21 protein-coding genes are annotated in these 20,131 nt (G+C 62.5%); 9 read left to right on the top strand and 12 right to left on the bottom strand.

Annotated features, from left to right (window positions below; all coding sequences use genetic code 11):
* Positions 1-51: 51 nt before the first annotated feature.
* Positions 52-1,482, bottom strand: a complete 1,431-nt coding sequence (gene rpoD / locus MY494_RS00520; protein ID WP_247910795.1) for an RNA polymerase sigma factor RpoD — start codon at positions 1,480-1,482, stop codon at positions 52-54.
* Positions 1,483-1,946: 464 nt separating this feature from the next.
* Here rpoD and priA point away from each other — a divergent pair, with 464 nt between their 5' ends.
* Positions 1,947-4,208, top strand: coding sequence for a primosomal protein N' (priA, locus tag MY494_RS00515; RefSeq protein ID WP_247910794.1), 2,262 nt, complete (start codon positions 1,947-1,949; stop codon positions 4,206-4,208).
* Here the strand turns inward: priA and MY494_RS00510 are convergent.
* The 3 genes from MY494_RS00510 to MY494_RS00500 form a co-directional block, all read right to left on the bottom strand.
* On the bottom strand, positions 4,205-5,350 hold the full coding sequence (locus MY494_RS00510; RefSeq protein ID WP_247910793.1) for a DUF3153 domain-containing protein: 1,146 nt from the start codon (positions 5,348-5,350) through the stop codon (positions 4,205-4,207). The two genes, priA and MY494_RS00510, sit on opposite strands and share 4 nt — an antisense overlap.
* Before the next feature lie 6 nt (positions 5,351-5,356).
* Positions 5,357-6,241 (bottom strand): acetylglutamate kinase, encoded by an 885-nt coding sequence (argB, locus tag MY494_RS00505; protein ID WP_247910792.1) that lies wholly within the window; start codon positions 6,239-6,241, stop codon positions 5,357-5,359.
* Between the two features lie 67 nt (positions 6,242-6,308).
* Positions 6,309-6,851: a DUF2854 domain-containing protein gene (locus MY494_RS00500; RefSeq protein WP_247910791.1), complete on the bottom strand. Its 543-nt coding sequence runs from the start codon at positions 6,849-6,851 to the stop codon at positions 6,309-6,311.
* Between MY494_RS00500 and MY494_RS00495 the strand changes: the two genes are divergently transcribed.
* Positions 6,850-7,071, top strand: a complete 222-nt coding sequence (locus MY494_RS00495; protein ID WP_247910790.1) for a hypothetical protein — start codon at positions 6,850-6,852, stop codon at positions 7,069-7,071. The two genes, MY494_RS00500 and MY494_RS00495, sit on opposite strands and share 2 nt — an antisense overlap.
* Positions 7,072-7,095: 24 nt before the next feature.
* Here the strand turns inward: MY494_RS00495 and MY494_RS00490 are convergent, their stop codons facing one another.
* Complete coding sequence (locus tag MY494_RS00490) at positions 7,096-7,575, bottom strand: single-stranded DNA-binding protein (RefSeq protein ID WP_247912078.1); 480 nt, start codon at positions 7,573-7,575, stop codon at positions 7,096-7,098.
* Between the two features lie 32 nt (positions 7,576-7,607).
* Between MY494_RS00490 and MY494_RS00485 the strand changes: the two genes are divergently transcribed.
* Both MY494_RS00485 and cutA read left to right on the top strand, forming a co-directional pair.
* Positions 7,608-8,429: a precorrin-6A/cobalt-precorrin-6A reductase gene (locus MY494_RS00485; RefSeq protein ID WP_247910789.1), complete on the top strand. Its 822-nt coding sequence runs from the start codon at positions 7,608-7,610 to the stop codon at positions 8,427-8,429.
* Positions 8,426-8,743, top strand: coding sequence for a divalent-cation tolerance protein CutA (gene cutA / locus MY494_RS00480; protein ID WP_247910788.1), 318 nt, complete (start codon positions 8,426-8,428; stop codon positions 8,741-8,743). Before MY494_RS00485 ends, cutA begins: the two co-directional genes overlap by 4 nt.
* Here the strand turns inward: cutA and MY494_RS00475 are convergent.
* The 4 genes from MY494_RS00475 to MY494_RS00460 form a co-directional block, all read right to left on the bottom strand.
* The gene (locus MY494_RS00475; protein ID WP_247910787.1) at positions 8,740-9,735 is read right to left on the bottom strand and encodes an adenosine kinase; all 996 of its coding nucleotides are present in this window, start codon (positions 9,733-9,735) and stop codon (positions 8,740-8,742) included. The two genes, cutA and MY494_RS00475, sit on opposite strands and share 4 nt — an antisense overlap.
* Before the next feature lie 5 nt (positions 9,736-9,740).
* Entirely contained in the window at positions 9,741-11,060 is a 1,320-nt protein-coding gene (locus MY494_RS00470; protein ID WP_247910786.1) for an adenylosuccinate synthase, read from the bottom strand.
* A gap of 140 nt (positions 11,061-11,200) precedes the next feature.
* Positions 11,201-11,611, bottom strand: coding sequence for a photosystem II protein Psb27 (psb27, locus tag MY494_RS00465; protein WP_247910785.1), 411 nt, complete (start codon positions 11,609-11,611; stop codon positions 11,201-11,203).
* Positions 11,612-11,639: 28 nt separating this feature from the next.
* Positions 11,640-13,466 (bottom strand): proline--tRNA ligase, encoded by a 1,827-nt coding sequence (locus MY494_RS00460; protein WP_247910784.1) that lies wholly within the window; start codon positions 13,464-13,466, stop codon positions 11,640-11,642.
* Between the two features lie 228 nt (positions 13,467-13,694).
* On the opposite strand from MY494_RS00460, the gene MY494_RS00455 reads away from it, so the two are divergent.
* Both MY494_RS00455 and MY494_RS00450 read left to right on the top strand, forming a co-directional pair.
* On the top strand, positions 13,695-14,153 hold the full coding sequence (locus MY494_RS00455) for a hypothetical protein (RefSeq protein ID WP_247910783.1): 459 nt from the start codon (positions 13,695-13,697) through the stop codon (positions 14,151-14,153).
* 380 nt (positions 14,154-14,533) lie between these two features.
* Positions 14,534-15,049, top strand: coding sequence for an inorganic diphosphatase (locus MY494_RS00450; protein ID WP_247910782.1), 516 nt, complete (start codon positions 14,534-14,536; stop codon positions 15,047-15,049).
* Here the strand turns inward: MY494_RS00450 and MY494_RS00445 are convergent.
* Entirely contained in the window at positions 15,046-15,714 is a 669-nt protein-coding gene (locus tag MY494_RS00445) for a class I SAM-dependent methyltransferase (protein WP_247910781.1), read from the bottom strand. The two genes, MY494_RS00450 and MY494_RS00445, sit on opposite strands and share 4 nt — an antisense overlap.
* 142 nt (positions 15,715-15,856) lie before the next feature.
* Between MY494_RS00445 and MY494_RS00440 the strand changes: the two genes are divergently transcribed.
* Together MY494_RS00440 and MY494_RS00435 are read left to right on the top strand one after the other, a co-directional pair.
* On the top strand, positions 15,857-16,216 hold the full coding sequence (locus MY494_RS00440; RefSeq protein ID WP_247912077.1) for a 2Fe-2S iron-sulfur cluster-binding protein: 360 nt from the start codon (positions 15,857-15,859) through the stop codon (positions 16,214-16,216).
* Complete coding sequence (locus tag MY494_RS00435) at positions 16,213-16,587, top strand: Spx/MgsR family RNA polymerase-binding regulatory protein (RefSeq protein WP_247910780.1); 375 nt, start codon at positions 16,213-16,215, stop codon at positions 16,585-16,587. The genes MY494_RS00440 and MY494_RS00435 overlap by 4 nt, the downstream gene beginning before the upstream one ends.
* Here MY494_RS00435 and MY494_RS00430 read toward each other — a convergent pair.
* A complete protein-coding gene (locus tag MY494_RS00430) occupies positions 16,553-18,046 on the bottom strand; it encodes a hypothetical protein (protein WP_247910779.1) in 1,494 nt (497 codons plus the stop codon). The genes MY494_RS00435 and MY494_RS00430 overlap by 35 nt on opposite strands.
* A 62-nt stretch (positions 18,047-18,108) precedes the next feature.
* On the opposite strand from MY494_RS00430, the gene lepB reads away from it, so the two are divergent.
* A complete protein-coding gene (gene lepB, locus MY494_RS00425) occupies positions 18,109-18,870 on the top strand; it encodes a signal peptidase I (RefSeq protein ID WP_371820629.1) in 762 nt (253 codons plus the stop codon).
* On the opposite strand, the gene MY494_RS00420 is transcribed toward lepB, so the two are convergent.
* Positions 18,839-20,116: a dihydroorotase gene (locus MY494_RS00420; protein WP_247910777.1), complete on the bottom strand. Its 1,278-nt coding sequence runs from the start codon at positions 20,114-20,116 to the stop codon at positions 18,839-18,841. The two genes, lepB and MY494_RS00420, sit on opposite strands and share 32 nt — an antisense overlap.
* Between the last annotated feature and the right edge of the window lie 15 nt (positions 20,117-20,131).

Below are 20,131 nucleotides of genomic sequence, written 5' to 3'. Positions count from 1 at the left end.
TCCCGCCGGCGCCTGAACCTTAAACCGTGTTGGACAAACCCAACAGGTTGGTTACTTGATGTACTCCTTGAGGACGCCATTGCGGTTGGGGTGCCGCAGTTTGCGTAGAGCCTTGGCTTCGATCTGACGGATCCGCTCGCGGGTCACATCAAAGATCTGACCGATCTCCTCGAGGGTCTTCATCCGGCCATCATCGAGTCCGTAGCGCAAGCGCAGAACATCACGCTCGCGGGGGCTCAAGGTGGCCAGCACTCCCTCGAGGTCTTCCCGCAGCAGGTTCTTGGCAACATCCTGCTCAGGATTTTCGATGTCGGCTTCGATGAAGTCACCGAGACGGGAATCCTCTTCCTTACCGATCGGCGTCTCCAAAGAAATTGGCAGCTGGGCGCTCTTGGCAATGAAACGGAGCTTCTCGATGGTCATCTCCATCGACTCAGCGATCTCCTCTTCGGTGGGCTTCCGGCCGAACTCTTGGGAGAGGGTCTTGGTGGTCTTCTTGATCCGAGAAATGGTCTCGTAAAGGTGCACCGGAAGACGAATGGTGCGGGACTGGTCAGCGATCGCACGGGTAATCGCCTGACGAATCCACCAGGTGGCGTAGGTCGAGAACTTGTAGCCCTTCTCGTGGTCGAACTTCTCGGCAGCCCGAATCAAGCCGAGGGAACCTTCCTGAATCAGATCCTGGAAGCTCAGACCCCGGTTCATGTATTTCTTTGCAATCGAGACCACCAGACGGAGGTTCGACTGCACCATCTTTTCCTTGGCGCGGCGGCCCAGCATCAGGCGCCGGCGGAACTTCACCAAGGGCATCTCGACGAGAGCCGCCCATTCCTTGGTGTCGGGATAGTGGCCGTTGTCCGCCTCGAACTGATTGGCGAGCTCCTCGAGCTGAAGCAGATCAGCAATTTTGCGGGCCAGCTCGATTTCTTCGTCGGGCCGCAGCAGACGGATCCGACCGATTTCTTGGAGGTAAACCCGGATGGAGTCTTCGGTGTAGACGCCCTTGGGCCCGATCTTGATGCTGGCGAGGGCCTTAGCGGTTTTAGCGGCGTCCTTCTCAGAGGCCTTGGCATCGGCGGCCGGGGCTTGGCCCGCAGCAGCCAACAACTGATCAGCGGCCTTATCGAGATCCGCCGCAGCCGCTTTCTTGCCGCTGGCTTTCGAAGCAGACGTCTTTGTTGAGGCGGCCTTCGATGAGGCGGCCTTCGTAGAAGTCGCCTTGGTTGAAGCAGCCTTGGTTGAAGCGCTCTTCTTGCTACTGGCGGATGTCTTGGTGGCTTTGGCCTTCGTCGGGCTGACCTTGTTGGCGGCCTCTGCGTCTTTCTTGGCCTTGCTGGCAGCCTTGGCCTTAGTCACTTTGACCGTCTCTCCGGAGGCATTCGCCACGGCCAGGATTTCAGCAGAGGGCTTCTTCTCTTTGGCGGGTGCCTTCGAAGCGCTCTTGGTGGTCGCTGACTTTTTGGTCGCAGCAGCAGGACTCATCGCGTTCGGCTAAATGAAGTAGAGGCGGATGGCAGATCAGCTAGATCATCCCCAAGAGAGATGGATCCAGACCTGACGGATGACGGACTTCAAGGGCCTGACTCGAGATCAAGATCAGGTGGCCAACCATCAATCGACTTGGCTCAGGCACTCAGGCCAACCAAGTCAGTCATTCGCACCCAGAGAAGCGCGAGAACACTTGGGCGATTGATGGGGAAAGGGCGTCAGCGAACTCAGCAGGCGTGCCAAGGAACTCGGCGGCGAACTGAGGTGGGTTAAAAGGGGGGTCGAGACATGGGCCAGAAGCCCGGCAAGGCTGTCAGGGGTGGTCGCAGATCGGGCGCTCAGCAGAGCTGGCTGGCCTCAAGATCTTCCCGCTGGACGGAACTTTGCCTGGTTCCGACTGCAGCCCTATGGACTGCTCAACAGACTCATCTTAAGAAACTCCCAAGAGCTTTGCAAGATTGACTGCCTCCGCCTCAGCTGATGCCCAGGGTTCCTGGGTCCAGGTCTGGCTTGAAGCAGGCCGTGAGGGGCAGGTTTTTACCTACAGCAATCCCGAGCAACTCCCCTGCGCCAGAGGAGATCTCGTTCAGATTCGACTCAGGGGACGCCGCCACATTGGACTGGTGGTGGATCTGCTGGAACACCACCCATCTGCACTCGCAGGCAAAGCCTTACAACCGATTGAGACAATCCATCAAAAGGCTGCGGTTGAACCGCATTGGCAGGGCCTGATTGAGACGGTTGCGCAGCAGTGCCGGACCACATCGTTTCGAACACTCAAGGCGGTCCTGCCCCCGGGCTGGCTGGGTCAACGGGCCACTTCAGCGGCGGAACGTCCACGGGAGCAACTCTGGTTGGAGCTGATCCAGCCGCCGACTGAAGCGGAATGCGGTACCTGGAGCGCGGCACAAACACGCCTGCTCCAGGTCATTCAGGAGCATGGCGGCCAGTGCTGGCAGACCCAGGCTCTGGAGTCCGCCCAGGTCAGCCGATCCGTCAGCGACACCCTGATGCGCCGGGGAACAATCCGGCGAGAACGACGTCTCTTTCACGGTCCAAGGGAAACAGGGGCGATCAGCCACTCAGGCGAGGCCAACCCCAAACAACTCACAGCGGATCAGGCCCAGGCGCTAGCGGCCATCGAACTGGCTAAAGCTGGAAGCACACTGCTGCTCTGGGGGGTCACCGGAGCCGGCAAAACAGAGGTCTATCTCCAGGCCGCAGCCCGCGAGCTCCAGGCCGGACGCTCTGTGTTGTTGCTGACGCCGGAAATTGGCCTCATTCCCCAGCTGTTGGACCGCAGCCGAGCCCGTTTTGGCGGAGCGGTGGCTGAGTACCACTCCGGTTGCAGCGATGGCTCGCGGATCCGAACCTGGCGCCGCTGCCTGAATAGCGACTCGCCCCTGCTTGTGGTGGGCACCCGATCGGCGATCTTTTTACCCCTCCAACAGCTGGGGTTGGTGGTGCTCGATGAGGAGCACGACCGCTCCTACAAGCAGGACAGCCCCATGCCCTGTTATCACGCCCGTGATGTGGCGAAGCTGCGGGCCCAGAGCAGTGGCGCCAAGTTGGTCCTTGGTAGCGCCACCCCAAGCTTGGAAACCTGGCGGGCCTGCCAAGGACCGCTGGCTGAATGCCAGCTGGTGCGCCTACCAAAACGGATTGGCACCAGCGTTCTCCCACCAGTGCTGGTGGTGGACATGCGGCAGGAACTGGCCGAGGGGCATCGCCGACTCGTCAGTCGGCCCCTCATGGATCGACTCCAAACCCTGAAAGAACGCAGTGAACAGGCCGTCGTGCTGGTGCCTCGCCGGGGATACAGCAGCTTTTTGAGTTGCCGGAGCTGCGGTGAAGTCGTGCAGTGTCCCCACTGCGACGTTGCACTCACGGTGCACCGCCAACGGGAGCGCTCCTGGCTTCGCTGCCATTGGTGCGACCATCGAGCCGAAATCGAACGCCGCTGCGGACACTGCGGATCGACCGCCTTCAAACCCTTTGGAGCTGGGACACAACAGGTGCTGGAGCACCTCTCCGAAGAATTAGAAGACCTCCGGCTGCTGCGCTTCGATCGGGACACGACCCGCGGTCGCGATGGCCATCGCCACCTCCTCGAGCGGTTCGCACGCGGAGAGGCCGATGTCTTGATCGGAACGCAGATGCTGGCCAAGGGCATGGACCTACCTCGCGTCACCCTGGCTGCTGTTCTGGCCGCGGATGGCCTGCTGCATCGCCCCGATCTGCGGGCCGCCGAGGAAAGCCTGCAGCTGCTGCTCCAGCTGGCCGGCCGAGCGGGCCGAGGCGATCGCCCGGGGGAAGTCTTGGTGCAGACCTACAGCCCTGAGCACCCAGTCATTCGCCACCTGGTCGACGGCCGTTACGAAGCCTTCTTGGCCGAGGAACTGAGCCAGAGGCAGGCCGCTTCCCTCGTGCCCTTTAGCCGGGCCTGCCTGCTGCGGCTCGCCGGGCCGTCCGCCAGTCGGACCGCGACCGCTGCCTCCAGCCTCGCGGAACACCTGCGCTCAGAACTGATGCAACAGGGTTGGTTACTGATCGGACCGGCCCCAGCCCCCGTGGCGCGGGTGGCAGGGAATAGCCGCTGGCAACTACTGCTCCATGGCCCCGCCGGTTCAGATCTACCCCTGCCCATGGAGACCGAACTGAGGGCGCTCTTGCCAAACGACGTCAGTCTGGCGATCGATCCAGATCCACTGGAGCTCTAGGCCGGGAGTTGGGGGAGGCCGAAACCGGCGGCCAGGCGCAGTCGTTGAAGCAAGGCCACCAGCAGGAGCAGCAGGCTGATGGCGAGGGTGCCGAGGCCGAGCTTGCTCCATCGCCAACAGGAGAGCCGAAGCGTGTTGATGGAGCCGGGCTCAAGGGTCCAGCGGACAGCCTCGGGCTTGCCCTTGCCGCGGCGGATGGCCTGGGCGGAGTTGGGGCTGGAGGACTGAATCGAGCGCAGCGCAAGCGGCTCAAGGCCAACGCTCAGCTTCAGGCCCGGTAGGGGTTGCAGAGCCTCCAGGTCCAAGCGAATGGAGAGCTGTTGACGCACCCCGATGAGCCAGTTGCGCTCGCTGAATTGCAAATCAGGCCCAGGAAGATCGAGATTGGCGAGCTTGGCCCCCTGCTCAAGGCTGTTCTCGAGAAGGCGCAAGGCCTGAGCGGCAGGCAAGACCGGGGAGCTCACCTCCAGGCGGCCATGGTCTTGATGCACCTTCAATGGGCGGCCGCGAAGTGATTGGCGCCACTGGGCCTGCCAGGGCAGGGGCTGATCGGTCAAGGATTGGCTGCGCTGCTCAAATTGCAACCGTCCTGGGGCGGGGAAATTGAGCTGCGTCTCCAAATCGACGCAGCCCCCGAGCAGCGCAGTGAGCAGCAACAGGAGGACGGCCAGCACAGCAAAGCCCACTGGGGCTTGGGTCGGTCCGGTGGGCGGCGGCGGCGGCTCAGGAGGACGGCGGCGGCGGCGCCGTTGACGGGCCATGGCCTTGAGCTCGCCCTCCAACGGTTTCATCTCCCCCAGGCTGGGGAGGGTCATCGACCATTCGCGGGGCCTGACCAAAGCCGGAGCGTCGAGGATCTCCTGAAGTCCCTTGGCCTGGGCGCGAAGAGCGGCATCGCGGCAGCCCCGAAGACTTCGGCACGTTGTTGCCGCGGCCTGATGATCACCCCGTCCCAACTGGGCCGTGGCCAACAGGAGGCGCACTTCGCCGCCGAAGGGAGTCACCGGGCCATGGGCCTCAAGGAGCGGCTCCAGCAACCGTTCACAGGTCCCGTAGTCCCCCCTCTCTAGGGCCGCGCGCGCCGGGAGAAGCGCGGATGAATCCACCCCTTCCGTCACCTCAGCAGACCCGGGATCCTCCACCGACACCTAGAGGTTGGAGCGGCCCGTCACCATCGTGCCGATGCCTGCGTCGGTAAACACCTCAAGCAGCAGGGCATGGGCGGTTCGGCCATCGACGATGTGGGCAGCGGCGACCCCCTGGGCCAAGGCGCGAATGCAGCACTCGGTCTTCGGGGTCATGCCGCCGGCCACGACGCCAGAGCTGATGAGCTCGCGGGCCCCGGAGAGACTCACGGATCGAATCAAAGAGCTGGGATCCTCCCGATCCCGAAGGATGCCCGGGGTATCGGTCAACAAGATCAACTTCTCCGCTTCCAATGCCGCGGCCAACTCACCGGCGACGGTGTCGGCATTGATGTTGTGGGCCTGGCCCTCACCATCGGCCGCCACCGAGGAGATCACCGGGATGTAGCCGGCATCCAGCAGGGGGAACAGCACCGAGGGATCCACCGCGGCCACATCCCCCACCAGTCCATTGGCGCCATCGCCGTAGGTGCGGGCCCGCACCAACGGTCCATCGCTGCCGGAGAGGCCCACGGCCCGGGCGCCAAGACGGTTCAACCCATTGACGATTTGCTTATTGACCCGGCCCACCAGGACCATCTCCACCACGTCCATGGTGTCCGGGCAGGTCACCCGCAACCCATTACGGAATTGGGGCTCGATGTTCAGGCGCCCCAACCACTCATTAATTTCTGGCCCACCGCCATGGACCACCACCGGTTTCACGCCAACCGAAGCCAGCAGCACCAAGTCGCGATAGACCGCATCACGCAGGTCTTCTCTGACCATGGCAGCTCCGCCGTACTTCACGACAACGCGGCGTCCCGAGAAACGCTGGATATACGGAAGGGCTTCGCTCAGCACCGACACCCGCAAGGCGTCGGTGCGATCAGCAGGACGTTCGCTCAAGGGAAAGACCGCGGTCGAAAGATGGGGTCGAGGAAACGGGAAGCTACCCGCTCGTACCGCTCAAGGTTTAGCCAGCAGCGGGCAACAACTCAAGCAGCACCTCGCCCTTGCTCGGCTCGCTCAGCTCGGCCCGCAGGCCACGGTCAAAGAAGCGACCCAGACGGTCCTGCTTGTCCTGCCAACGCTCATAGGGGACCCCTTCGCAGCGGAAGCGCATTGCGACGGCATAGCGGCCCCCGATGGCCCGCTCGGCAACGCTAACGAGCTGGGGGGGCTGATCTTCGTCCCAAAGTTTCAGGGCCTCCAGTGAGCTCTCCAGGTGAGCCTTCTGGCCATAGCGCCAGCGGGTGACATCCTTCACCAACTTGCGCAGGGTTTTGCTGGAGGCCTCCTCGCGCAGGGCAACGGCCTCTGACTCCGCAGGGAGAAGCTCCGCTGGGGGTAGCTCTGACGACTTCAAGGCCAGACCACCCAACAGGATGGGAATGCCATAAAAAATGGTCGGCAGGCTGAGGTTGGGATTGGAGGTGGCGTAGCCGATCCAGCCAATGACCGACAGAGCAGCACCTGCCAGGGTGACTAGGCTGCCGGGGGAAGCGATTGCGAGCATGCGGGCATCTTCGGTCAACGGGGGGCAAGAGCCAAACCCAGTACACGATGCCCCAAGCACAACGGAACTGATTGAGCAGCTGCAGCGGGACCGGCTTTGGTTGCTGCAGCAGCTCGATCAGGGTCGCTGGCCAGAGCTGCGCTTGGACTTGGCGGCCCTGGAGCGGGAGCTGGGGCAACTGCTCGAGCAAGCCCAGGAGCAGCTCAACCCAAGCAACTGAGTCCTTCTTCCGGGCCAGGCGCGATCAGAACGGAATCTCGTCCTCGCCCTCAGGCAGATCGGGGATCAAGGGTGAAGCGTTCCAAGTGGGAGGCTGCTCTTGAGCGGCAGCCGCGGCCGCGACGGGAGCCGGAGCAGCGGCGCGGGTTGGGGCGGGAGCCGAGGACGGCGCTGCGGCAGCAGGTCGGCCGGCACCGGCGCTGGCACCCAGCGGATGCAGACGGGAGAGGGTGAATTCAGCGCGCTTTTCTTTGACCCCGTCCTGACGGCTCACGGTGTTCATCCGCAGGCGGCCTTCAACCATCAGGCGCTGACCGACCTGAACCCTGTTCTGCAGGTCCTGAGCAAGACTTCCCCAGCCGACAACCTTGAGCTGACCCGCCGGATCATCAGGACGCAGGCCATCAAATTGAACGGCCATCTCCGCCACTGGAGTTTGGTTGTCCTGGGTGTAGCGCACCTGAGGCGCCTCCAGCACCTCTACCTCCAGCAAGCAATGGTTCACAGGACAGGTCATGGACTAGGGGCATCATCCTGATGCAAGGCCTGGAATTTCACCAGGGGGATTCCTCGACATCGGACCCAGCAGAGACGATTTGGTTGGTCTCTGGCACTGGAGATGGTCCGCCCCTCGCCCAGGCCTTACTGAAACGCGGCTGGAGCGTCCTGGTCAGCGTGGTCAGCGAAGCGGCCATCCGGGCATATCCATCCCACCCCAATCTCCGCTTCCAGGTGGGACAGCTCGAAAGGGACGAGGCGGTTGATCATCTACTGCGAAGCCACAGGCCCCAGTGGGTCCTGGATGCCACCCATCCCTTTGCCCAAGTCATCAGCAGCAGGCTGCAACGGCGCTGCAGGGCCCAGCACCAACCGCTACTGCAACTGCAGCGAGAGGCCCAGCTTCCCGCCCTTGGAACTCGGATTCATTGGATTGGTGATCTCAAAGAGCTCCAAGACATGCAGCTGGCGGGAGAACGACTACTGCTAGCGATTGGCTCCCGGCATCTGGCCAGGGCCTTGCGCCATAGCACCGCCTCCCAGCACTTCGCCCGGATCCTCGACAACCCTGAAAGCCTGCGCCTGGCCCTCGCCGCGGGCTTGGAGCCGGAGCATCTGGCCTGCGTCCGGCCGGGGGCACTACCTGAGGGGGCCATTGAGCGAGCCCTCTGCCGCCGCTGGCAGATCAGCAGGGTGCTCTGCAGGCAGTCCGGAGGAATCACCCAGCAGATCTGGCAATCCCTGAGCCAGGAACTAGGCCTGCCGTTGATCCAGATCAGGTCGCCCTCAGCCAATGAGCCCACGGGACTGTCCCGGGAGGCGATGCTGCGCCAGGTTGGAGCACCTCACCCCCGGCCATGACCCAACGGCTGATCCTGGCCCTGACCACCGAGGCCAACCAACAGAGCGCAGAGACCCTCGCTCGGATGTTGCTGGAGCAACGCTTAGCGGCCTGCGTTGCCCTTCAGCCACAACGGGCCATGTATTGGTGGCAAGGGCAGATCGAGAGCAGCGACGAGGTGCAGTTGCTGATCAAAGCGCGTCTCGAGCAACGGGACGCGCTGGAGACCGCCGTACGGCAGCACCACAGCTACGAGACACCGGAATTTCTTTGCTGGGCGGCAGAGGCCAGCGGTGACTACGCAACCTGGGCCGCAGCCGCCTGCCGCCCCTAGCTGAGGTGGGTCTGGGCTAGGGCCTTGAGATCCACCTGGGAGCGGGGACCGAGCTGGGTCACCACCTGGCCTGCACAGAGGGAAGCGAGCTGGCCGCAGCGCTCCAGTGATTCACCTTGGGTGTAGGCATGCAGGAATCCACCGGCGTACAGATCACCAGCACCCGTGGTGTCCACAAGGGCACCGAGGTTGAAGGGCTTAATCGCGATGGACTCGTCACCACTGAGGACGATGGATCCCTGCTCACTGCGGGTCAGAGCAGCAATGCGGCAACGGCCGCGGACCGCCTGGGCGGCCTCGTCAAAGCTGTTGGCCTTGTAGAGGGAGGTGATCTCCATCTCATTGGCAAAGAGGATGTCGACATGGCCGTCGACAAGCTCTAGGAAGCTGTCGCGATGACGTTCGACGCAGAACGCATCCGAAAGGCTCAGGGCCACCTCTGCTCCGTTCTCTTTGGCGACCTTGGCTGCGGCGAGGAATGCTTCCTTGGCCTCGTCGCTGTCCCAGAGGTAGCCCTCGAGGTAGAGCACCTTGGCCTGGGCCACCATCTCAAGATTCAGATCAGTGGGATCGAGGCCGACTGAAGCCCCCAGATAGGTGCACATCGTGCGCTGTGCATCCGGGGAAACCAGGATCAGGCAGCGGGCTGTGGATGCCCCCACCGTTGCGGCAGGGGTCTCAAAGCGCGTACCCACAGCACGAATGTCATGGGCAAAGATCGTGCCGAGCTGGTCGTCACGCACCCGACCAATAAATCCCGCACGTCCGCCCAGCTGGGCGATCCCGGCCAAGGTATTTGCAGCTGAGCCCCCAGAGGTTTCCAGGCCTGGGCCGAGCTTGGAGTAGAGGGTCTCGGCTTGGTCCTGATCAATCAGGGCCATGGTCCCTTTGGTCAGGCCGAAGCCCTCGATCACCCGATCGTCGGCTTGGACGAGCACATCAACAATGGCGTTGCCGATGCCGACAACGTCCAAGCTCTTCTTTTCAGGCATGGGGATTAGCGGCTCAGGAGGGCCCGCTTCGGACCGTGAATGGGATCTTCGACCACGATGGTCTGATCACGATCAGCGCCCAAGGAGACGATCGCAATCGGGACTTCCATCAGCTCAGCCAGGAAGCGCAAGTAGCTCATTGCAGTCGGGGGAAGATCCTCCAGACGGCGGCAATCGGCGGTGGAGCTTTGCCAGCCGGGCAGCGTCTCGAAGATCGGCTGACAGCGCGCAAAATCCTCAGCGGAGCCGGGGAAATGCTCGATCCGCTGACCATCGAGTTCGTAGGCGACACAAACCTGGATCTCGTCGAGTTCATCCAGCACGTCGAGCTTGGTGATCGCCAAGCAATCCAGACCGTTGACCTCTACGGCGTAGCGGCCGATCACACCGTCAAACCAACCACAACGGCGACGACGGCCGGTGGTGGTGCCGAATTCACCACCCCGATCGCAGAGGTGGTCATTGAGGCTTCCCTCTAACTCTGTGGGGAAGGGACCTTCACCAACACGGGTGGTGTAGGCCTTGGCTACACCGATCACGCGGTCGATCAGGGTTGGACCAACCCCTGCTCCGATGCATGCGCCACCACTGACCGGGTTCGAGGAGGTGACGTAGGGGTACGTGCCGTGATCGAGGTCCAACAAGGTGCCTTGGGCACCTTCGAAAAGGATGTTCTTCTTGGCCTTAGCTGCCTGGTGGATGGTGCGGGTGCAGTCCACGACATGGGGGGCCAGGCGCTGGCCATAGGCCACATATTCCGCAACGACAGCATCGAAGTCGAGGGGCTCGATGCCGTAAATCTTGTCCAGGATCTCGTTCTTCTCAGCCAGGGGGCCAGCCAGGCGCTCACGCAGGCGGGATTCATCCAGGATGTCGATGACTCGGATGCCGTTGCGCTGGGACTTGTCCGCGTAGGTCGGTCCAATGCCGCGCCCAGTGGTTCCAATCCGCTGATCTCCGCGGCGCTGCTCCATCGCCTGATCCAACAGGCGGTGATAGGGCATGGTCACGTGAGCCGTCGCGGCGAGACGCAAGTCGTCCACCGGAATGCCGTTCTCAGCGAGCATGTCCAGCTCACCGATCATGACCTTGGGGTCCACAACGGTGCCGGAGCCGATCAGACAGACGGTTCCGGGATAAAGAATGCCGGAGGGAATCAGGTGCAGTTTCAGCACCTTGTCGTCCACAACAATGGTGTGACCGGCATTCACACCGCCCTGATAGCGAACGACCACATCGGCCGAGCGACTCAGGAGATCGGTGATCTTGCCCTTCCCCTCGTCACCCCACTGAGCACCGATGACGACAACGTTGGCCAAGGACACAGCGGCCCGCAGCCGCTTCTAAGCACAAGGGTCAAGGATCTCAGATGGGGTGACCCTCCGTCAAAACAATTACAGAATTACATTGACAAAAAAAGCGACCCATCAGAGCCGCTTGATGTCCTAGAGACGCCGCTTGAGAATCACGCTCCGCGAACCACGCCTGTCTCGGCTTTCTTGAGTTCTTTGTTGAGACGATCCTTCAGAGCGTCGGGAACAGGGCGATTGGGGTAATTGGCGTAGTGGCCTGCCAGGGAGTTCAGAGCCGTCTGCATGGTGGTGAAGGAGGCCAGACCGTTGACCTTGGACTGAGGGCGGTAGCGCGCCATGTAGTCGTTGATTAGGGCCCGTGCTGAGGTTTCGGCTTCGCTGCGGCCAGGGTCATCGGCACTGATCGAGATGGTGGCCATGAGTTGGTCAGCCACGGTGACGGTGTCCTCCGCGTAGTTGCCGGTGAGGGGACCACCGCTGCTTGAACAAGCCGTGACCAGCAGGGTCAGGCCCAGGCAGACAGCCAGCAGGGCTGCTTTGATTCGACGCCAACCAGCTGCCATCGGTCTTGGGTTCAACTTGAGCGGGATCCTAGGGGGCCTCGGCCAAGAGAATCCCCCGGCGCTCGAGCTGGAGCTGAGGCAGCAGGGTGGATTCGAGGGCTTCAGCGGAGAGGTCCTGTTTTTCACCGCTGCAGCGCTGAACCAACTCCACCTGTCCATCGGCGGCACCCCGGCCAACCACCACACGCCAGGGGATCCCCAGCAGTTCTGAATCCTTGAATTTGACGCCAGCCCGCTCAGGGCGGTCATCGAGGAGAACATCCACACCGGCCAAACGAAGCTGGTTGTAGAGGCGTTCTGCCAGCTCAACCTGCGCCTCCTCTTTGACATTGGCAATCACCACGATCACCTCATAAGGAGCAATCGCTGTCGGCCAGCAAATGCCATTGGCGTCATGGTGCTGCTCCACAGCAGCTTGGGCCAACCGAGACACACCAATGCCGTAGCAACCCATCCAAAGGGGCTCCTCCACCCCGGATTCATTGGTGAAGGTGGCCTCCAGAGCGGTGGAGTACTTCCTTCCGAGCTGGAAGATATGGCCCACTTCGATCCCTCTGCTGGCTTCAAGGATTTGGCTGGGGTCATGGACACAGCGATCACCGGGCTGTGCTGCCCGCAGATCGTCTGAGATGGGCGCCCCACCGAAGGCCTCCCAACGGGCTCCGACGCAGTGCTCGTCACGCTGGTTTGCGCCGCAAATAAAAGCCTTCAAGTCGGTGGCCGTGCCATCGGCAAATCGCTCAAAACGTGGGGCCCAAGACTTCGCACCCAAGAGCACCGCATCGCTGAGGTCCGGGCCGAGGAAGCCGAAGGGGATTGCCTGAAGCCCCTGCTTGGCGGCCTCATCGGGCAGAAGCGGCTGCAAGTCCAGCAAGGTGCCGTGTTCGGCCGCCAGACGAAGGCTCAGGGCGTTGCTCAGCTTGACCTCATTGAGCTGCTGGTCACCCCGGAGGGAGACCAAGACCGGCTGCTGCAACCCATTCTCAAAACGAGCCAGCAAAAGCAGCACCTTCAGCAACTGCGTGGGGTGCCAACCGTGGGCCTCACAAAGGGCGTCGATGCTGGTCTGACCAGGGGTCGGGATTCGTTCAGCTGTCGGGGCTGCCTCCAACGGCTGAGCCTGGGGCGCCAGAGAGACAGCCCGCTCCTGGTTCGCGGCGTAGCGACCATCTCCAGCGGCCAGGATCAGATCCTCGCCAGATTCAGCCGTCACCATGAATTCCTGACTGGCAGAGCCCCCAATGGCACCGCTGTCGGCCTCCACCGCCACGGCCCTCAAGCCACAACGCTGAAAAATCCTGCGGTAGGCCTGGTCCATCTGGCCATAGGTCTGCTTCAGGCAGTCCTCGTTGGCGTGGAAGGAATAGGCGTCTTTCATGATGAATTCGCGCCCCCGCATCAGACCGAAGCGGGGACGGATCTCATCGCGAAACTTGGTCTGAACCTGATACAGGTTGACCGGTAGCTGCCTGTAGGAGCGCAGCAGGTCTGAGGCGAGAGCGGTGATCACCTCCTCGTGGGTGGGACCGAGGCCAAGTTCACGCCCCTGGCGATCCTCGAGGTGGAACATGATTCCCTCGCCGTCGGTGTAGCCGGCCCAGCGACCACTCCGCTGCCAAAGCTCAGCCGGCTGCAGCTGGGGCAAAAGCGTCTCGAGGGCCCCGGCCGCATTCAGTTCCTCGCGCACGACAGCGGAGATCTTCTGAAGAACACGCCAGAGCAGCGGCAAATAGGCGTAGATCCCGCTGCCGATTCGGCGGATGTACCCGGCCCGGAGCAGCAATTTGTGGGAGGCGATCTCGGCCTCAGCGGGATCGTCCCGCAGCGTCACCAGCATCAGGCGGGAGACGCGCATGGGATTCTGACCAAGAAAGAGGCCGGAAGCTATCACCTGCTCAAGCGAGCTCGGGTTCACCGACCAGTGGCCCGTGAGAGCATCCGTCGCACCCGCTTGAAAAAGCGCCACAAGCGGAGCTGGAATCAAGAAAAAATTTCAGTTGCAGAGAGGAAAGCCTGCTAATTTCCAACCGAATCCAATTTGTCGCAAGCACGTCTCATGACCCCCCATTCGTTTTCTGCAGGAATGGGTCAAGTGGTCGCGAGTGCAGCAGCGGCCATCGAGAGCAGCGCAGAAGGAGCAGCCAATTCATCAGAGCAATCGGAAAACCTGATCACCATCGATGAGGTCCAACGCTCGTTAAACCGCTCGCGGGCATCGGTCTATCGCTACACCAACACCGACCCGCGCAACCTGAACCCGGCCTTCAATCCACGGAAGCTCAACCCCGAATACCGAAGCGACCAGAAGGAACCGTTGATGTTCCACCCCAATGAAGTGGCTCGGTTCGCCAGGGACGTCCTCCGGATCAAGGAAGTCACCGTTGAGGTGCTGAACTCCCCATCGACTGCCACCCAGCAGCTGTTGGGATCAATCCTTGATGAGCTGCGCACGATCCGTGAGCTGCTGGATGCCACGGCCCTCAGCCCCACCACACTCGACAGCCGGCGCGATCAACACGAGCAGGAACGCCCTGCGGCCTAGGCCATCGTTAGCTCGCCCACCTGACAGTCTCATCACTGGATGTCAGGATGCAGTTACTCATCTCTTTCGAGGGTTTTCATTAACCCCCTGAATGGACTCAGACCCCCCTCCCCGAACCAGCGGATCCGCTCTTGCGAGCACCCCAGCGGATCAGGCCTCAGTGCCTCCGCAAGCCGCAAGCAGCAGATCCACACCCCTGGCGAGTGAATCGAGCGAAGAACCTTTCAGTTCAAGCCCGATCTATGACACTGCCGCTCCTCTCCTGGGCTTTGTGGTCGCCATTTGCACTGTGGTGATTCCCATCGCCAGTGTGCTCGGCAGTCGACCCAATCCACCCCGGATCGCGGCCCCCCCTTCCGGCGTGATCGAGCAACCCAGCCATGGACTTGCGCACTCTGCAGGCTTCCCCGCAGCCAGGGCTAGTGAACCTGGTGGTGGAGATACCAGCTGGAAGCCGCAATAAATACGAGTTCAACGAAGCCGCTGGAGTCATGGCCCTGGATCGGGTCCTTCACTCTTCGGTGCGGTATCCCTTCGATTACGGGTTCATTCCCAACACCCTCGCCGAGGACGGTGCTCCACTGGACGCGATGGTGATCATGCATGAACCCACCTTTGCGGGCTGCCTCATTCAAGCTCGCCCCATCGGCATTCTCGACATGCTCGATGAGGGAGCCCACGACGGAAAACTCCTCTGTGTTCCTGCCGCTGATCCCAATCAACGCGCGATCAACAGCATCCGCCAATTGGCTCCGGTGCAACTGGAAGAGGTGGCTGAGTTCTTCCGGACCTACAAGAGCATGGAGGGGCGAGTCGTCGACATCCTTGGCTGGCTCGATGCGGACGCCGTTCCCACGCTGATCGAGCGTTGCAGCGCCGCCGCAAAACAGCTTTAGCCCTGTCGCTGCAGCAAAAACCCTTCAAAACCGAGGGCTTGAAAGACCCGCGCCGGATCACCAAAGCCGGCCGCATTAACCAAGCTGGTTAGACGCGCCAGACCGATGGGATGCAGGCCCTCAGAGGGCAAGAGCTCTCGGGTCACGTCCAGTCCACTGGCCCGCTGGAAACGATCCCACGCGGCATCCAGCTGGGGCTCCAAAGAGGTGAGGGAACTGCGCATCAAATCCACCAAGACCAACTGGGCCCCTGGCTGGAGGCACTTGGCCAGGGCGCTGAGGTAGGCGAGCTTGCTGCCGTCATCGGGGAGCGATTGCAGCACCAGGACTGAGAGGGCGCCGGCATAGCCGCCTGCAGCCTCACCGCCTGCGACAAATCCCTCAACGGTGGCTTGATGCCAGCTAATCGATGGAGCTTCACCCAGCCGTTGCCGGGAGGCAGTCAACATCTCCTCGCTGGGGTCGAGCGCAGTCAGGTTCCAATCCGGACGCTGCGCGATGGCTTCGAGCAACTCAGCACCGGTGCCGCAGCCCGCTACCAGAATCGACGAACCCGAAACCTGGGCTGCTGGAGAGCTGCTGAGCAGGGCCACCGCCAAGCGGGCCAGACTTCCATAGCCGGGGATGACTTGGCTTTGAAGACGGTCGTAACCCGATGGATGCACCGTTTGGGCCGGAGAAAGGCCAATGCTAGGCAGCCTGATGGAGCCCGGCAGGAGGCTGCATTTGGTGTCAGCCGAACCAAACAACGTCAAGGTTCGTCGCCGGCCGGTTAAGTTTGTCGGCGCCGAAGATCCCCGCCCGACCGTGCCCACCATCCGTTTTGAACAGGAAGGCCAGCAGGTCGGATGCATCGAGGGAGCCAACCTTCGCAAGGCGGCCGTCGACGCAGGGGTGAACCCCTACGGCGGTCTGAATAATCTCAATAACTGCGGTGGCGTCGGTCAGTGCGGCACCTGCGTTGTTGAGGTGGTTGAAGGGATGCAAAACCTGTCACCCCGCAGCGACGTCGAGCAGGTTTACCTGGCTGACCGTCCCGCCAACTACCGCCTGAGCTGCCGCACCACCGTCAATGGTGATGTGACGGTGAGAACCCGTCCCCAAGGTGGCACCGGCAGCGGCTCCAACAGCCTCGTGGGCGCCATCAAGAGCCTGCTGGGCAAGTGAGCACTGGCCGTCTACGGCTCTTCAGTTATTCCAAATGCGGTACCTGCCGCAAAGCCCTGAACTGGCTTGACCAGCAGGGCTTTTCTGTTGCGAAGGGCAACCTCGATCTAGTCGACATCACCTTGGAGCCTCCCAGCCTCGAGGATCTTCAGCTGGCCTGCAACAGCGTTGGTCGAAAGCGCCTGTTCAACACAAGTGGGCAGAGCTACCGCACCCTTGGTGCTGCGGCTGTAGCTGCTCTGAGCGACGAGGAGGCCCTGGCAGCTCTGGCCGCTGATGGAAAACTCATCAAGCGTCCCTTTGCGATGACGGAGTCAGGCTCGGCCCTGGTGGGCTTCAAGCCTGAGGAGTGGCAGGCGGCTCTGGGGTAATGGGTACAGGCGCCGTCAACTCGTCGAGCTCCTCCATCAAGGCACCGATTCCGGCACGGTTGACCTGAGCCAGGTAGTTCAGCTTCACCTGCTGCAGTAGGCCGCAGAGCAGCTCCTGGCTTCGCTCCAGGGTGTCCCCGCGCTCCAGGGCCGCTGCCAGCTCTTCCCAGAAGCGATCGCCAAAGCGCTGGAGCAGTTCCGCTTGCCGGTCATCGTTCTGTGCCAAACGGTCCGCCGTTGTCCTGGACAGCTCAACCACCGTCTCCACCATGCTGGCGGTGAGTTGCCGCGCCAGGGCCGAAGGAACCACCGCACCCCCAGGAACCTCCCGCAGACTTTGCTCCAGTGCATGGCTGAGCAGGGATTGGAGTTCCGGGGTCAACCGCGGGGTGACCTGACCGAGGACCATCGGGCCCCACAGCTGCAGCAAGCCCAACAGCGGCTGCTCGAGCTGTGGCGGGAGGGCACTCACACTCTGATGGCTGCGCAGGCTTCGAATCATGCGAGGCCACTGGGGCGAGCGAATCAGCGATTGGGTGCCATCCACCAGCTGCAGGGCCAGCACCTCAAAGAGCTCCAAGGCCAACAGTGAGACCACACCGCGGCTGATGACAGCCCGAAGCGGCTCAACATTGATCATCCCGGCCTGACTCAAGCGCTCCACCACCGGAGCCAGCCGCATCCAGCGCCAAAAGGGGAGCAACAGAGGAAGGTCGATCCAGCGCCGCAGCAGCGCATCTCGCCAACTCAAACCGGGAAAGCGACGCCGCAAACGCAGCATCCTCAGCAGGATGTCAAAGGCGAAGACGCTCTGGAATAGGAGCAGGTCATAGCGCCAGAAGTGATCACTCGGGCGTCCGTTCTCATCAATCGAGCGCCAGTAGCTCGTCGCCACCAACGGCAGGATCTGCTGCTGCCAGAAGCGGCGTTCCTCCTCCCAGGTGTTCCGTTGGAGCCAGCGATCGGAGAGCAGGCGTTCCGCGGACTGCTTCGCAGAGTCCAACCCAGCACGCTGGCGCAGGCGGTTCTTGATCTTCTCCAGGGTGCCGCTGTTGCCGGAGGCGGCGAAGGGATTCTCATTGATCATCGCCTCGGTCAGCGCCACCTGTTGGCGACGCAGCTGAGCCGAACTGGTCAACGAAGTAGACCGAGCAAGGGCTGCATCCAGTTGCTCGAAGTGCTGCAGGTAAGCCTGGGTCTCCCGATGGGGCTCAATGCCCTTCACCGGGTCATAGAGGGGGGTGATATTGGGCAAGACCTTCAGAGGGACCACCAGGGGCACCTGCGGAATCGGGGTCAGATTCCGTTGCAACCAGAAGGTGCGAAAGGGCACATAGGTGATGTCAAAGACCACCCAGACCAAATTGACCGTGGCCCATAGGGCAATGGTCCGATCCCAGATCAACCAGCTGCGCGCCGCGGCGGTTCGCTGAACGGACAACCAACGCGGACGAACCATCGAGTAAGCGAGGGGACCGACCTAATCTTCCCTAGCCGAACCCCAAGCTGGCAGCCCCGTCCTTGTCCTCGCACGATCCAACACAAGCTGCCAGCAGCAAAACCGAGGGCTCCGAGCCGGAACCTGGAGGGAAACAACCACCCCAAGAAAGTCCCTGGGTCTTCTGGAGAGGGGTCTTGATCACCCTCGGCGTAGCCCTGGGCGTCCGCCACTACGTCCTGGAGGCCCGCTACATCCCCTCCGGCTCCATGCTCCCGGGACTACAGCTGCAGGATCGGCTGCTGGTGGAGAAACTCTCCCTACGGAGCCGAGCGCCCAAACGGGGAGAGATCGTGGTTTTCCATGCCCCCCACCACTTCGATCCAGTCCTCAGCGCCGATCGAAGCGTGGGTCCCCTGGGCTGCGTCCTCGCGCACCTACCGATTGTCAACAGCATCCCGGGGGTCGCCGATCCGGCCTGTGACGCCTACATCAAACGCGTGGTGGCCGTCTCCGGTGATCGGGTCGTCATCAATCCCCGGGGAGAGGTCAACGTCAACGGCAGCTGGCTCAAGGAGCCGTACGTGACGAACTACTGCCCTGTCAATGCGCTGGGAATGGGGCAGTGCAGGACCCTCAACGCCGTTGTTCCCCCAGGCCATATCCTCGTGCTGGGCGACAACCGCGCCAACAGTTGGGATGGTCGCTTCTGGCCAGGTGGTGCTTTTCTCCCAGAGAAAGAAATTATTGGGCGGGCCTTCTGGCGCTTCTGGCCTCTGTCGACCTCCGGTGCGCTGACCAGCAGCGATCCGCTCAGGAGATCCAGCGCCAAAGCTGGGGGTTGAGCCCCGTCGCCAGCACTTGCCCCTTGAGGGTTGCTCTAGCCATGGGCTGGTTGGCGGCCAATGGCGCATAGCAATCCTCCTGCGCCGTCCAAACGTGCTGGGGATCAAACAGCAACCAGCGATCCGTCCCCAATTGCAGCTTGGGAGGCTCCAGACCAAGCAGGTCGGCGGGGCCAAAACAGAGAACCTGCCAAAGCTGCTCCGCACTCCAGCCATCACCCTCCACCAGCTCCTGCCAAAGAGCAGGGAGAACGAAGCGATGGCCCGCCACTCCAGGCCGGCGCTGATCCACGGGCAGCAACTGCTCCTCGGGATCGAGGGCTTGATGATGAACCGCCACCGCCGACAGCAGTCCCTCTCGCAATCCTTCCTTTAGCCGCTGACGGTCCTGGGCTGATCCCAGTGGCGGCTCCACCCGCCAGCCCTCCTCAATCGGGGCCAAGTTGGCCGAATCCGCCAGGAGATGCCACCAACAAACCGTGGCGACGGGTCGCTGCTCCGCCGCCACGGAGCCGAGGAGGTCCACCGCTTCAGCAGTGGACAGATTCATCAGTTGCAGACGACAGGAGGGGTAGCGCGCTGCCAAGGCCAACAGGTTGCGCAGGGGCAGACTTTCGCTGGTGGTGGGATCCATGGGCCATCCCGCCCGCAGAGCCTCAACCCCCTCCCTGACGAAGCCCTCCTGGGCGAGGGTCCTGTCTCGAGGCGCCAGGAGAACTGGAGCCTGATCCATTTCCGCCAGGCTGAGTCCCCGCTCGAGCAACGGCAGGGAAGGGGTTTGAGCGCCATCGGCCAAGCCCAGAGCTCCGCTGGCCAATTGATCACCATGGGGGGCCAGCTCAAGGCCGGCTCCCGACAGGCTGAAACTGCCCCAGAGCAACAGTTCCAATCCCTGTCCCTGAGGGGCGCGCAGGGCCTGCAGCCGCTCGGGGGAGTCGCGCCAAGGGCTCGCATCGGGCAAGAGGGCGACGGTGCCATAGCCCGCAGCGATGGCAGAACGCTCGAGGGATGCCCGGGTTTCACCCACCCCATGGAGGGGATCGTCCAAACACGAATGGGGATCCACCAGGGAAGGGGCTAACAGCAGCCCGGAGGCATCGATCACCGGGCACGGGTGATCCCGGCAACCCTCACCCCATGCAGCAATCCGACCCTCCTCCAGCCGCACGTCGGTGCGGCGCAGCGCCTGGCCCGGTCCCTCCAACAGCTGAACCTGGCGCAGCACCAGGGCTTGGGGGAGAGACATCGGCATCGTCAACGC

This window comes from Synechococcus sp. A10-1-5-1 (genome assembly GCF_023115425.1).
Lineage (GTDB): Bacteria > Cyanobacteriota > Cyanobacteriia > PCC-6307 > Cyanobiaceae > Vulcanococcus.
The sequence above is the reverse complement of the archived record's forward strand: the minus strand, read 5'-3'. Positions and strand labels throughout refer to the sequence as shown.